Raw genomic sequence first — 14,126 nt, 5'->3', positions numbered from 1 at the left:
GCTGTTTTCGTCGTGAATAATAATCAGGAGACTGGCATGGCACATCTGCATCAGCAACTGCGTCATTTATTTTCTGCACTGATCGCCGCCTGCGGCTTGCTGGCCGCGCTGCCGGCTTCCGCCGGGCAGTGGGACTTCGGCCTGTACGCGAGCCTGTGGGGCTCGCGCGAATACCAGGTCTGGCTGCCGAGCAATTACAATCCGAACACGCCGCTGCCCGTCGTGCTGATGCTGCACGGCTGCGGTTCCGAGCCGAACAGCATGGCTGCCGTCAGCCGCTACAACCAGCTGGCCGACAGTGAAAACTTCATCGTCGTCTACCCGCGCCAGAACGTCACGGCCAACCCCATGCGCTGCTGGAATTTCATGTTGCCGCTGAACCAGGAGCGGGGCACGGGCGAACCGGCCGTGCTGATGGGCATCTTGAACAAGGTCAAGAGCAAATATGCGGTGCAGGACAGTCGCGTGTACGTGACGGGCATTTCGGCCGGCGGCGCCATGGCGTCCATCATGGCCGCCTGTTATTCCGACGTGTTCGCCGCCGTGATGGTGCATTCGGGCGGCATGTACAAGGGCGCCACCGGCCTGGTCACGGCTGCCGACTCGCTGTTCAACGGCAGTTCCTTCGACCCGAAAGTACGGGGCAAGGATGCCTGGCGCTGCTCCGGTTCGCCGCGCCGGCTGATGCCGACGATGGTGTTCCACGGCACTTCCGACATCGTCGTCAATCCCGTCAACGGCGAACAGACCATCGAGCAATTCCTGCAGACCAGTGATTATGGCGACGACGGACTCGACAATGACAGCGTGCGCTACCGTGCCGACAGCATCGTGCGCCAGACGGTGCCGTACGGCCGCAGCTATACCATCGACACCTACCTGCACAACGGCGCCGTCATCGCGCAAAAGTACACGGTCGAGGGCATGAACCACGCGTGGAGCGGCGGCCCTCCCGGCTGGCCATTCAGCGATGAGCTGGGCCCGGACGCCACCGTGATCAGCTGGAACTTCTTCAAGAATTACCAGCGCTGATGCTGTAAGGAAATTGATAGCTTGTACAATGGGGCGCAGCGATTGCGCCCCATTTTTATGCCCGTGAAAGATCCCATGTCTGCTTGCCGCCTGCTGTCCTGTCTTGCCGCCGTACTGCTGTCCGCTTGCGCCAGCGCCGGCCCGTCCGCGCCGTCTGCCGCCGACCTGCAAGCGTTCGAGCGCGCCGCCCAGCAAGACAGCATGCGCAGCGAGTGCGACTGGAACGTGCGCTATGCGCCCGTCGCGCCCAGGGACGCCAGCGTGGCGCAATTGCAGGCCATCGCCACGGCGCGTCTGGGGGCCCTGCAACTGGCGCCCGCCTGGACCTTGTCCATGCCCGGCAGCGAGGCGCACGCCTTTACGGACTCGGCGCAAGACCGTGCCGGGCTGCAATTGCTGCTCAGCATCGTCCTGCCGGCCATGGAGCGCTACCCGGCTGGCGTCTTCGCGCGCACGGGCTTGCGCCACGTCGTGCTGGTGAAGGACTTGAGCGTGGACGGCCAGCGCCGCCTGGCCATGCCGGCGCCGGACATCGACAGCGTCGTCTACGCCGACAACCTGCTGGCCGCCCTGTGTCCATCCGGCATGGAGCTGCGCGTGCACCACGAGTATTACCACTTCATCGAATACCGGCTGTTCAACGATTTCTATTACCGCGACCCCGCCTGGCTGGCCCTGAACCCGCCCGGCACAGCCTATGGCCAGGGCGGCGCCACGGCCTACGGCAAGGGTTTCCAGAACCTGGGCCACCCGCAGCCCGGTCTCGTGAGCCTGTACGCCGCCTACGGCCCCGAGGAAGACAAGGCGGAGGTGTTCGGCTGGATGATGGCGCCGGCGTATGCGTTGCGGCTGGAACAGTGGACGGCGTTTGATCCCACCCTGCTGGCGAAGCGGCAAAGATTGATGGAAGTATTGGGAACCTTGGAGAATTCTTACTAAATATCAAGTATTTCCTTGCCGTCCCATGGCATTGTCGTTTCTCCAGCTTGATTAAATGCAAGTAAGAATGAGGAGAACGCCATGGACGGTGATGATTCGATATCGGGTGGCGAACGTCCCTTGCGCCTGCGCCTGGGCGTATCCCCAAAGGTGCCCGCCGGTGCGCTGATACCGCAGCGCGTCGCCGGAAGCGAGGCCATCTGTGGCGGGATCGAATACCGTGTGCTGTGCGTCTCGACGCATGCGGATTTGCCGCTGAGCAGTTTCATCGCCTTACCCGCCGCTATCGATATCGTCACCGACCAGGGGAAGTTGCGCAGCATCTGCGGCATCGTTACGCAAGCGAGTGCCGGTGACAGCGATGGCGCGCTGGCCAGCTATCAGCTGGTGCTGACGGACGCCTTCGCCGTCATGGAAAAGCGCTGCAATACGCGTGTTTTCCGGCGCCTCACGGATATCGAGATCATCAAGATCCTGCTCGACGAATGGATACGCAGCAATTCCGTGCTGGGGCATGCCTTCCAGTATGTGTTTGCCGATTTCTTCGAGGCACAGACGTATCCACAGCGCGAATTTGTCATGCAGCACAATGAGTCCGATGCGGCCTTCGTCCGGCGCCTGCTCAAGCGCAGCGGCGTCGCCTGGTTTTTTCGAGCGGAAGGCAATGCGGATGCGCATGCCGAGCCGGCACATACCCTGGTGCTGTTCAACCATGCCGATGGCTTGCGGAAAAACATGGCCGATACCGTGCGCTATCACGCGGACCGCGCGACGGAACAGCGCGACACCCTGACGTCGTGGAACGAAGTCCGCAAGTTGCAGGTGGGCAAGGTGACGCGCCATAGCTGGAATGAGGAACATCCACGCGCGCGGCCGTTCATGACTGCCGACGCCATGGGGCAGGGCCGGCAAGGCATGCATGGCAATGCCGTTGCCGCCAGCCTCGATGATTACCGCGTGCTGCCGCCACGTGCGGGGAGCGATCATGATGCCTTGTGCCAGTTGGGCATGCTGGCCATGCAGCAGCATGACTACGAAAGCCATTGTTTTCATGCCGAGGGCAGCGTGCGCGACCTGTGTCCGGGCGAATACTTTAGCCTGGCCGAACATCCCGATATCGACGCACTTCCGCCGGCCGAGCGCGATTTTGTCGTGACGGCGCTACAGGTGGCGGCGCAGAATAATTTACCCCGGGAACTGGCCGCCAGGGTGGCGCGTTTGTTCGCGCGCAATCGCTGGCAGGCCGATGATGCATCGCTGCCGCAGCGCGAACTGGCGATGGCGGTGGACGATGGCCCCTTGCGCATGCATATCGAATTGAGCGCTGTGCGGCGCGGCGTGGCCATCGTTCCGGCCTACGACACGCGCATCGACCTGCCGCCAGTTACCATGCAAAGCGCCGTGGTGGTGGGGCCGGCGAATGAAGAGGTTCATTGCGACGCCATGGGCCGGGTCAAGGTGCGCTTTCCCGCCACGCGCAAGGTGGACCATGAGCATGCAGGCGGCACGGGCGCTTCCGACACGGATGCCGATTCGGCCTGGGTAAGAGTCGCGTCGAGCTGGGCGGGAAGCGGGCCTGGCAGCATGCAGCAGTGCGGCTATCTGGGCTTGCCCCGCGTGGGCAGCGAAGTCCTGCTGGCTTTCCTCGGCGGCGACCCGGACCGGCCCATCATCGTGGGACAGCTGTACAACCACAGTGCGTTGCCGATCGCATTGAGCAAGGCGGGCGACTTGCCCGGCAACCGTTATTTGTCCGGCATCAAGAGCCGCGAGATCAAGGGCACACGTGGCAACCAGCTGCGTTTCGATGATGTGCATGGGCAAATCAATGCCCAGCTTGCCAGCGACCATGGCTCCACCCAGCTCAACCTGGGCTGGCTGACGCAGGACCGGCGCAATGGCCAGGGAGAGGCGCGCGGCGAGGGCGCCGAGCTGCGTACCGATGAGCAACTGGCAATGCGGGCGGGCAAGGGCATGCTGATTTCGGCCTGGAAGCGCCTGAACGGCGACGGCGGGCACATGGCACGCAGCGAATATCTGGGGCTGATGGAAAATTGCCTGGAATTGTTTCGCTCGCTGGGCAGCTATGCTGCCACGCATCAGGCGCTGGAGAATACGGATGAAGCGCAGCAGGAGCTGCAGCACAGCTTGAAAAGCTGGGAAGGCGGCAGCAATACGCAGCCCCGTGCCGAGCTGGGCGGTGCGGCGGCGATTGCCGTCACGGCGCCGGCCGGCATCAGCTTTGCCAGTTCGAAGGCCATCATCAGCTATGCCGCCGGCAGCATCGATACGGTGGCGCAGCAGCATCTGCAAGCGGTGGCGGGCCAGCGCTACAGTGTGAACGCGGGCAAGGGCATTTCGCTGTTTGCCCATGCGGATGGCATCCGCGCCATCGCCCACCATGGCAAGTTCCTGCTGCAAAGCCAGCATGACGACATGGACCTCAACGCGGCGAAAAATTTGAAGCTCACCGCCAGCGAGGGCAAGCTGACGGGCATGGCCGATGAAATTGTGTTGATTTCCAAGCATGGCGCTTTCATCCGCATCGGCGACGGCATCACCTTTGGCAGCAAGTCGCCACTGAACTTCAATGCACCCAATTTCGTCTTCAATGACCCGCAGAGCATGGCAGTGCAATTGCCAAGCTTTGCCGAAGGCAAGGCCGATCAGCAATTCATCTTTCAATATGAGGGCGACGACAGTCCCGTCGATGGCGTGCCGCCAGCCCCCCAGCTGGCGCCGCAAGTCCAGTTTGCCGTGAAGCTGGAAGATGGCTCGTCGGCCGATGGCCGCAGCGACGGGGACGGCAAGACGGAGGTGCTGGAGCGCGCGGCCATGCACCTGGCCGCCATCGAAGTGTTCAACAACAAGGATTGATGACGCCAGGAGAGTGCAATGGGCAGCTATCCGAAAGTGCCGTACGTGGTGGGCGAAGACGTGACGCTCCTGCATTGCGAACGCAGCGTCTGCAAGAAGGTGAAAATACGCCGCAACTTGCCGGGTAATATCATCGTTATTCACGGTGTCAACGATGTGGGCGTCAGCTACAAGGCGGTGGAGCACGGCTTGTGCGAGGGATTGACGCAAAGGCTGGGCCGCGGCTTTACGCCAGCTTCTTACCGCATGCCTGTGGCGGCGGACAAGGACAGGCTGGAAGACGATCCCGACGCCGTGTTCTTCAAGCGCACTATCGCCAAGGATACCAACAGCCCCGTGATCCCGTTTTACTGGGGCTACCGTGAAGTGGGAGTGAAATGCAAAACGATCAACGGCCAGTTTGTTGACCGCTACGGCAACCGCCTCGACAAGGACCTGTCCAAGGAAGGCGGTCCCTTCGGCAACGCCACCAGCAGCTTGCCCGACATGTGGCGTCCGGGTATCTATGCGCCTGCGGATCCCATGGGCGATGCCTTGCGTCCATTGAGGACGGCGCCTGGCCGCATGTACATGGTATTGGCGGCCCAGCGTCTGGCCGCACTGATTTCCATGATCCGCGATTATGATGCTGACGATACTGTCAGCATCGTCGCGCACAGCCAGGGTTGCCTGCTGTCGCTGCTGGCCCAAGCCATGCTGATGGAAAAGGGGCTGGCGCCGGCCGATAATTTGATACTCACGCATCCGCCGTACAGCCTGGTGGACAGCCTGCCTCTGCTGATGCGAGGCGCCGCCTGGTTCGACGGCGGCGAGGATGCGGCGATGAAGCCTTATTACCATTTGCTCAGTGGTGCGCAGACCATGGGAGCGCGCCTGAAGACTTTGGCGAATATCGTGGCCTGTGTGGCAAAGGGCACTGGCCAGGCCTGCCAGCCGCCGTTTGCCGACTTGAAGAAGGACGAACATCGTGGCATGGTCGGCAGCCGCTGGCAGAGTGCCGACGACCGCGACAATCGCCGCAAAGTTTATCTGTATTTTTGTCCCGAAGACATGACGGTGGCACTGGATAATATCCAGGGCATGGGGTGGGATGGCGTACCGGATTATGCATCGGGAAGTGAACTCATGGAGGAAGAGGAAACTTCCAGCATTGATGGAAACAGCGTTTTTACTGGACATACCCGCATCGTGGAACGCGAGCAGGTACGCAATGCGCTGGCGGAACTGGGCGGCAGATTTTATCAGCGGATATTCAGCAACAAGACCAGGCTGGATCCGGCCACTGGAAAGACCACGGTGTCGTTGGTAGGCAAGCCGCCGCCTTTTGACTTTCCACTGCGTCTTACAACAGAAAGCGAACAGGCACACGTTGATGTTTCATTACGAAAATATCGTGCGCAACACAAGGCGGTGGCTTGGCCTATCAATACCAGGTTGAGCAAGACGGAACAGCGTAATGGCATACGCACCATCACTGGCGAAGCATTGAAACAGCCGGTGCCGGCCGATTTGCGCGGCACCTCGCAAATCGATTCGCCCAATATTCCCAAAACTTCGATGATGCGAAACCGTAAACCTGAAGATCAGGGACCTGTGGAAGAAGTCGATCCCTGCGATGCATCAGTAGCACTTACCAGCGGAAGCGGCCTGTACACAAGCGTCGAGGATCGCCCGGATCCGGCCGGCTATCGCCGCTTTCCAGAGCGCGATGAAGCTATACGCGGGGCCGAATTAGCCTTGATGACGACTGCCTATAACAAGGAAAAGAAACTCGATGGCAAAGGGCCGCTCGATCAACGCAACGTCATTGCAGCCACCCGCTACACGGACGGAAATGTCTTGGCAACCATCCAGGAAAGCCCGAATGAGGCCCGCTTGCGCTGGCAGCGGGAGGTCAGCGCCAAGTCTTTTCATAGTTCTATTATCGGTAGCGCGAAGAATCATAGTCAAGTGACCGCGTATGACGTGGCGATTGGCAGCGGCAAGGCTAGTTCGGATCCGCAGTTTTATGCGTATTTATGTGCGGTGGCGGATTGGCGGGTGAAGAACCTAAAGAGCAATGAAAAAGGGCGCAATGGAATACGGATAAAAGAAAAGTTCATATTGGAGTTTGCGCCATATTTGTCCGTCGAGCCTGCCTGGAGAAGTGCCGTGATCAATGGCACCATTAACTATTACAACACTGGAGTTTTGCCCGCAGGATTACCCTTGCTATCAGGGCCATTGTGGAAAATTGTAGTGTCACAAACAAAAAATACAAAAATAGTGACTGAAAAAAAAGCGAAATAAATGGATTGTCGTAGCCCCGTCGGTAATAATTTTCTTCCGACTATTGTTCCTTCGAAACTGCAGGCCGAAAGGTGATAATCATGATGACGCTTCGTTGGTTGGGAATATCAATAGTTGTTGTAATTTTATTTTTTGGTTTGTTATGGCTCAGTGCCTTATCGAAGAGCCAGGCGCGTGAAATTGCGTCACAGTTGCAGGCGCAACAGCCAAAGAAACCTATGGAGCCAGAGCAAGAGTACGTGCTGGAAGTGATCGGATTGGGAGTGACGCTGGATAAATATCGTCAGGGCAAATTGTGGGAGGCCTTGCAAAAAGGAAGTGCTTACACCAGCATACGCGAACAAGATCCCAAGAAATACCCGTGGACGGGCGATGACAAGGACGGGGAAGGTGGCAGCAGGGCCTATGACGCGCTGGAAAATGGTGTAAATTTTACCCCATTATACTGGGGGCTGCCATCGTTCTATGCAGGTACTCCCATCCTTGACCCGGCGGCACAACCGAGCTTAACTGAGCCGATGGCGGGACTCGTGGCTGGCGCTGGCACATCTGGAATGGCTTGGCACTTGTTTTCGATTGCTTCCTGGAAGCTGGATGAGCATCCTGACCAATTGCTGATTGATGTGTTTGATTTTTTCGATAGGCATCCTGATGTACCCTACATCGTTTTACATTCCGAGGACAGTGTTGGCACGCGGGATGGCAACCGGAAGCCAGGCACTGCAAGGAAATTGGTAAACGGATATTTCATTCCTGATATGCCTGATGCCACGGCAGTATTTATCCTGGCACGGCGCGAACGTGTTGATTTTTTGCGGCCAGCGATATGGGACGATCCCGGAAATAAGTTCGTACAAGAGCAATTCAGAGCGATGTATTATCAATTGATGGAATCTCTGGCGAAACCAGATAAGGAACTAGGAGCGGAATTTCCTCCCATACCTCGCCAACCCACCGTCGCCGAATGGCTCGCCGCTGCCGCCTCTTTCGCCCAGCGGCCCGATATCCGTGGCGTCGGCTTGCACACCTTCGATAAACTCAATCCCTGGGAAAATCGTCCGCCGCGCGACTGGAAGCCGACGCCGTGGTTCCCCATTCCGTGGAACCGGGAACAGATGGAAACCTTCGACCGATTGCCTTCGTTTGGATTCGTGCACAGGCCCGTGTTCGTCAAGTTCGCGGATGAGGAAGGCAAGCCCGTCACGCGGCGCGATGCGCGCCAGAATATTTTTAACGCGGGCTGGCGGCAAGCGCTGCAGACCTTGCCGGAAGCCGAGCGCGGCAAGGGGCCTGCGCGCATCGTGGCCGGCACGGGAAACCAGCCGGAGCAGTTACTGATGTTGGAAAGCATGCTGCATGACTATGCGGCACAGGGTGGCCCCGAAATCGACAGCAGCAAGAGCATGCAGTTCATCAATACCGATCTTCGCCTGGGCAACACGGGCGCGGCCACGTGGTTCATGCAGATGGCCATCGGCGTGATGGGCAGTTATCGCGATGGGGGCGCCAGTGCGGCAATTAATTTACGCGACAGCAATGAGGCCAGCATCATTTTTATTACGCCACCATCGGATGCCAAACGCCACCAGCAGGATGCCAATGGCGATATCTTCCGCAGCCGCATCACGCCGGCCGTCGATCCGGCCAATTATGCGGCGCCATCGGTGGAAGCCATCCTGGAAAGCTCGGCGGGCAAGTAGAACGGGAGGTAGCATGCGCAAAGTCATCCGTTTGGGCGACGCAACGTCGCATGGCGGCAAGGTGCTCAGTTGTGCCGCTACGCACTTCACGGTCAATGGTATCGCTGTCGCCTGCGTCGGGGACTTGTGCAGTTGCCCCATCAAGGGGCACCAAGGCTGCAAGATTGCCAGCGGCTCGTCCCGGCATAGCATCAACGGCATCGCCATCGCCTTCGAAGGCGACACCACCACCTGCGGCGCCAAGCTGCTGGCTGGCGGCGTCAACTTCCACACGTCCTGATGCCGCGTCCTCCCGGTATTTCCTGCTAACTATATAATCGGCGCTTGGGCGATACCCGCCTCTGAACGTCGATTGAAGGAATGCCATGCCAGGATATTTCGTGCGCCCCTTGGCGCTGTGTGTAATGTCGGCCGCGTGCCTCTCTGCCAGTGCCGCCGAGGCGGTGGCGGTGGATGCGCAGCAGCGCGCGTCCTTGCTGGAGTTTTATGCGCAGCAATATCCGGGCGAGCCGGCCACGCGCACCGTGTTCGAGAGCGTGCCCGTGGTCGGCGGCCGCGGCCGCGAAGTGGTGGGCAGCGTGGAAACGCCGCCGTATCGCGGCCATGGTGCGCTGTGCCGGACCCAGCGCACCAAGTTCGTGCTGCATGGCGAAGGCAAGCAGGCGCGCTGGCAAGAGGCGGGCATGGAGTATTACGCCTGGCTCGACCGTGGCACTTGCCGCGCGGTGGCCGAACCCGTGCGCATGCTGCAACGGATTCCCGATGTGGAACTGGAAGGCGTGTTGCTGTACCAGAAGCCGCTGCTGGAACGGGCGCGATTATTGATGGCGGGTAACACGGCCTGCGCGCCGCTACGGGCGCTGAAATTTACGCTGGCAGCCGTCGACGTGGGCGCCGCCGCCCCGCGCGCCGAAGAGCGCTACGCGCTGGTGTTCAAGAGCGACCGCGACAGCTACACCCGCGTCTGGCTGCGCAAGAGCGGCGCCCAGTATGACGCCTGGAATGTGACTTGCCCGCCAGTGCTGTAAGCTGCGCTCCCTCGATTTATTTTTTGACTATTGCAACCATGAACGAAAATTCCACTTCCGCCCGCAGCTGGGGCACCATCGTCACGCATAGCGACGAGATGGCCATCATCTACCGCTATGTCGACACCTTCCATGACGACTGGGACCTATCGTCGCAGCCGGACCGCATCATCATCGCCTGGCGCTATGAGGACGAGACGGGCATGCCCGCGCCGAACGAGCGCGAGCACATGGAGGAGCTGGAAGCGGCGCTGGCGCCCGTGGTGGAAGAAGAGGGCTTCGCCACCCTGGCGCTCGTGTCGACGGGCGAAAACTTGCGCGAATGGATTTATTACACGCAGTCGGGCGAAGAATTCTTCAATCGCCTGAACACGGCGCTGGCCTCGCGCCCGAAATTTCCGATTGAAATCCGCAGCGCGGCCGACCCGGCCTGGTCGACTTATGCCGGCTTCATGGCCGCCCTGCCGAAGTAATTACACCAATGCAGCCGTCACGATGCGCGTGGCGGCCGTGATGATGTCCTGATTCGTGTCCGCGTTTTTCTGTTCGCGCGTGTAGTACACGGCGATGAGCAGCGGCGCGCCGCTGGGCGGGTAGGCCACGCCGATGTCGTTGACGCTGCCGTAGGCGCCCGAGCCCGTTTTATCCGCCACCTGCCAGCCGGCCGGCACGCCGGCGCGGATGCGCTTGTCGCCCGTCGTGTTGCCGCGCATCCAGGTGTCCAGTTGCTGGCGCTGCTGCGCCGGCAAGCTATTTTCCAATAACAGTTGTTGCAAGCTGTGCGCCATCGACGCAGGGCTGGCCGTGTCGCGCATTTCGCCGGGGATGGCGCTATTCAATTCTGTTTCCCAGCGTTCCAGCTGGAATACCGTATTGCCGATGCTGCGTGCAAACGCCGTCACGGCTTGCGGCCCGCCCAATATTTTCATCAGGAAATTGGCCGCGCTATTGTCGCTGTACTGCAACGTGGCGGCGCACAGCTCGGCCACGCGCATACCGTCGGCCAGATGTTTTTCCGTGATGGGCGAATAGGTGACCAGTTCCTTTTTCTCGTAACGCACGAGCTGTTCCAGCAAGCCCGGCTGGCTGACGCTGCGGGCCAGCACTGCGGCCGCCAGCATGGCCTTGAAGGTGCTGGCCAGGGGGAAGCGTTCGTCGACGCGGTAGGCAACGCGCAGCTCGCTGCCCTGGCGCCAGGCGGCAACGCCGAGGCGTCCGCCTGCGGCCTGTTCCAGCGCGGCCAGCTGCGTGTGGGCGCTGGCGATGCTGGTGGCGGGTGCGGCGAACAGTAGCGGTGCCGGGCACAGCAGGGTGGCGCCAGCGGCCAGCAGGAGGGTGCGGCGGACGTGGTTCGGGGAGTCAGTCATGGTCTGTAGGTATTTTCGGAGTGGAAAGGGCGGCCAGCAGTTCGCCGATGGCGAGCAGGTTGGCCGGTTTGGTCAGGTGGTGGTCGAAACCGGCCGCGCTCGATTGACTGCGGTCGTTTTCGGCGCCCCAGCCCGTCAATGCGACGAGCACGACCTTGGCGCCGGCCGGTATCCGGCGCAGCGCGCGCGCCACTTCGTAGCCGTTCATGCCGGGCAGCCCGATATCGAGGAAGATGACGTCTGGCAAAAATTGCGGCGCCACGGCCAGCGCCTGCGCGCCATCGTGGGCTACGTGCGTGGCATGGCCCATCATGTCGAGCACGGCGGCAAGGGTTTCGGCCGCATCGACGTTGTCGTCGACCACCAGTACGCGGAAATGGCGGCCGCTGGCGGCGGGGGCGGGCGCGTCCGGTGCGGCGGGGGCTGGGGCTTCCTCCTTCAGCAGCGGCAGGCGCACGGTAAACGTGCTGCCCAGGCCGGCGCCGGGACTGGCCGCCGTGGCGCTGCCGCCATGCAATTCGGCCAGGCGCCGTACCAGCGACAGGCCGATGCCCAGGCCGCCCTGGGCGCGGCCCATGTTTTGTCCCACCTGGGTAAACATGTCGAAGACGGTGGCGATCGACTCGGCGGGGATGCCCACGCCGCTGTCTTCCACCTCGATCAAGACCTCGTTGCCGTCGCGTACCGCGCGCAAGGCGATGTGGCCGCCGGCGGGCGTGTACTTGGCGGCATTGTTGAGTAAGTTGCCCAGCACTTGCGCCAGCCGCGTGGGGTCGGCCTCGAGCGGCAACGCCTGCTCGTCGAGCTTCACCTGCAACAGGTGATGGTTCGCTTCGATCAGCGGCATGCTCGTTTCCACGGCGCTGGCGATGATGGTTTTCAAGTCCGTGCGTTCGAGCTTGAGTTCGATCTGGCCCCGCGTGATGCGCGCCACGTCCAGCAAGTCGTTGACCAGGTGCACCATCTGATTGACTTGCCGCTCCATCACGTCGCGCACTCTCGCCACGGTGGCGGGCTTGTCGGCGGCCAGGCGCATGATTTGCAAGCCGTTGCGGATCGGTGCCAGCGGGTTGCGCAGTTCGTGCGCCAGGGTGGCGAGGAATTCCGTCTTGCGCCGGTCCATCTCGGACAGGTTATCGGCCAGCTGGCGCAGCTGCTGTTCCGAGCGCTTGCGCTCGCTGATGTCGCTGAACAGCACCGTCAGCAGGCGGCTGCCGGGGCCGCCGAGGCGCGCCGCAAAAACTTCGAACCAGCGTTCCATGGCCACGGCTTCGTTTTCGTAGCGCACGGGCTCGCCCGTCTTGACGACCTGGTCGTACAGGTCGAACCAGTGCTGGTCATGGTCGGGCACGAAGCTGCGGATGGTCTTGCCGATGGCATTGTCGAGGCCCGACTGCTTGACGAAGGCGGCGTTGCCTTCCAGGTAGCGGAAGTCCACGGGGCGGCCCTGCTCGTCGTACAGCATTTCAATGACGCAAAAGGCCTGGTCCATCAGCTCTATCAGAGTGCGGTAGCGTTCCTCGCTGCGCCGTAGCGCATCTTCCACCTGTTTCTGGCGCGTGATGTCGAGCAGCACGCCGGGCAATTGCAAGGGGGTGCCATCGGGCGCATATTCCGCGCGGCCCCGCGCGATGACCGAGCGGTACTGGCCATCGCCGGCAGCGACGCGGTAGCTGGCCTCGAACGGCGCATGCGCGTGCAGCGCCTGGGCAATTTGAGCGCTGACTTGCTCGCGGTCATCGGGATGGATGATGTCCAGGTAGCGCGCCAACGGCGCCGCCGTGGTCGCATCGGCATTGACGGGGAACAGGCGCGCCATATTACTGTCGGCCGTCACGCGGTCGGCAACGATGTCCCAGTTCCAGGTGGCCACTTCGCCGGCCGCCAGGGTCAGGCGCAGGGTTTCCTCGTTCTGCTTGCTGGCCGTCAGGTCGAGCGAGATGCCGGACAGGGCGATCACGTTGCCGGCGCCGTCGCTGGCGCAGGTGCCGCGCATGTGCGCCCAGTGCAGTGCGCCATCTGGCCAGCGCACGCGGATATCGATCTCGAAATCGCTGGCGCTGGCAATGGCTGCATGCACCACCGCTTGCCATTGCTGCAGATCGCCGTCGAGCATGGCACCCGTCAGCTGCGCATAATCGATGTGGCTGTCAGGTGGCAGGCCCAGATTGGCCTTGAACGCATCGGAGCCGGCCATACTGCCGCTGCCCAGGTCGATCTCCCACGTGCCCATGCGGCCGCCCTGCATGGCCAGGCGCAGCCGCTGTTCCGTCTGCCGCTGCTGCGTCACGTCGCAATGCGAGCCCAGCCATTCAACGATGCTGCCGTCGGGCGCCAGCACGGGCAGCATGCGCACGAGCATGTTGCGGTAGCTGCCGCTGACGTGGCGCAGCCGGTATTCCGCCTCGAACACGGTCGTCAGATGCGACGGCATGACGTAAGGCAAGTTGCGGTCGTCCGGATGCAGGGCATTGAGCCAGCCGCGGCCCCGCAGTTCGGCTTCCGTCTGGCCCGTGAAGGCGCGCCAGGACGGCTGGTCGGTATCGAACTGGCCGAAGGTTTTCGTGCTCCAGACGATGTCGCAATGGGCGCCCAGCAGCCTATGCGCGGCCTGCGCGGCGGCGGGGGAGGAAATGATGTCGTGGCTGTGCTGGCTCGGTTCTGGCATGGATAAGGTCGGCAATGGTGCGGCGCGCCGCCGCTGCACTGGGATGGGGCAGCACGGCAAGCTCAAGTATGGCGATATTACAGTCAAATACCGGCCGGAGCCTGTCTTGCAGGCAGCATTTCGCCGCCGCGGCGCAACGGCGGCGCCAGGGCCGGAAAATGGGCAAAACAGCAAGCTCCTGAGCGTATTGTGGCTGAATAACCACTAGTCAGGCTTTTATGTTGGT

Annotated in this window: 11 protein-coding genes; 9 read left to right on the top strand and 2 right to left on the bottom strand. The window is 61.6% G+C overall.

Features of this window, described 5'->3' with window-relative positions; translation table 11 throughout:
* The first annotated feature begins 36 nt into the window (after positions 1-36).
* The 8 genes from AC1Q6X_RS08820 (at position 37) to AC1Q6X_RS08785 (ending at position 10,338) form a co-directional block, all read left to right on the top strand.
* The gene (locus AC1Q6X_RS08820) at positions 37-1,032 is read left to right on the top strand and encodes an extracellular catalytic domain type 1 short-chain-length polyhydroxyalkanoate depolymerase (RefSeq protein WP_492496466.1); all 996 of its coding nucleotides are present in this window, start codon (positions 37-39) and stop codon (positions 1,030-1,032) included.
* Between the two features lie 75 nt (positions 1,033-1,107).
* Positions 1,108-1,971: a hypothetical protein gene (locus tag AC1Q6X_RS08815; protein ID WP_492496464.1), complete on the top strand. Its 864-nt coding sequence runs from the start codon at positions 1,108-1,110 to the stop codon at positions 1,969-1,971.
* Positions 1,972-2,052: 81 nt separating this feature from the next.
* Complete coding sequence (locus AC1Q6X_RS08810; protein WP_492496462.1) at positions 2,053-4,848, top strand: type VI secretion system Vgr family protein; 2,796 nt, start codon at positions 2,053-2,055, stop codon at positions 4,846-4,848.
* 18 nt (positions 4,849-4,866) lie between these two features.
* A complete protein-coding gene (locus AC1Q6X_RS08805) occupies positions 4,867-7,137 on the top strand; it encodes a T6SS effector phospholipase Tle3 domain-containing protein (RefSeq protein ID WP_492496460.1) in 2,271 nt (756 codons plus the stop codon).
* Between the two features lie 80 nt (positions 7,138-7,217).
* Entirely contained in the window at positions 7,218-8,837 is a 1,620-nt protein-coding gene (locus AC1Q6X_RS08800) for a type VI lipase adapter Tla3 domain-containing protein (protein ID WP_492496458.1), read from the top strand.
* Between the two features lie 13 nt (positions 8,838-8,850).
* Entirely contained in the window at positions 8,851-9,117 is a 267-nt protein-coding gene (locus AC1Q6X_RS08795) for a PAAR domain-containing protein (RefSeq protein WP_070310542.1), read from the top strand.
* An 85-nt stretch (positions 9,118-9,202) separates the two neighbouring features.
* Positions 9,203-9,865 (top strand): hypothetical protein, encoded by a 663-nt coding sequence (locus tag AC1Q6X_RS08790; RefSeq protein ID WP_492496456.1) that lies wholly within the window; start codon positions 9,203-9,205, stop codon positions 9,863-9,865.
* A gap of 38 nt (positions 9,866-9,903) precedes the next feature.
* Complete coding sequence (locus AC1Q6X_RS08785) at positions 9,904-10,338, top strand: DUF695 domain-containing protein (RefSeq protein WP_070218165.1); 435 nt, start codon at positions 9,904-9,906, stop codon at positions 10,336-10,338.
* Here AC1Q6X_RS08785 and bla read toward each other — a convergent pair whose 3' ends face one another.
* Together bla and AC1Q6X_RS08775 are read right to left on the bottom strand one after the other, a co-directional pair.
* Complete coding sequence (bla, locus tag AC1Q6X_RS08780; RefSeq protein ID WP_492496453.1) at positions 10,339-11,232, bottom strand: class A beta-lactamase; 894 nt, start codon at positions 11,230-11,232, stop codon at positions 10,339-10,341.
* Positions 11,225-13,900, bottom strand: coding sequence for a hybrid sensor histidine kinase/response regulator (locus tag AC1Q6X_RS08775; RefSeq protein WP_492496451.1), 2,676 nt, complete (start codon positions 13,898-13,900; stop codon positions 11,225-11,227). Before AC1Q6X_RS08775 ends, bla begins: the two co-directional genes overlap by 8 nt.
* On the opposite strand from AC1Q6X_RS08775, the gene AC1Q6X_RS08770 reads away from it, so the two are divergent.
* Positions 13,899-14,108, top strand: a complete 210-nt coding sequence (locus AC1Q6X_RS08770; RefSeq protein ID WP_121668614.1) for a hypothetical protein — start codon at positions 13,899-13,901, stop codon at positions 14,106-14,108. The genes AC1Q6X_RS08775 and AC1Q6X_RS08770 overlap by 2 nt on opposite strands.
* The last annotated feature ends 18 nt before the right edge of the window (positions 14,109-14,126 follow it).

It is taken from the genome of Janthinobacterium sp. GW823-FHT06H09, from assembly GCF_058794735.1.
The sequence above is the reverse complement of the archived record's forward strand: the minus strand, read 5'-3'. Positions and strand labels throughout refer to the sequence as shown.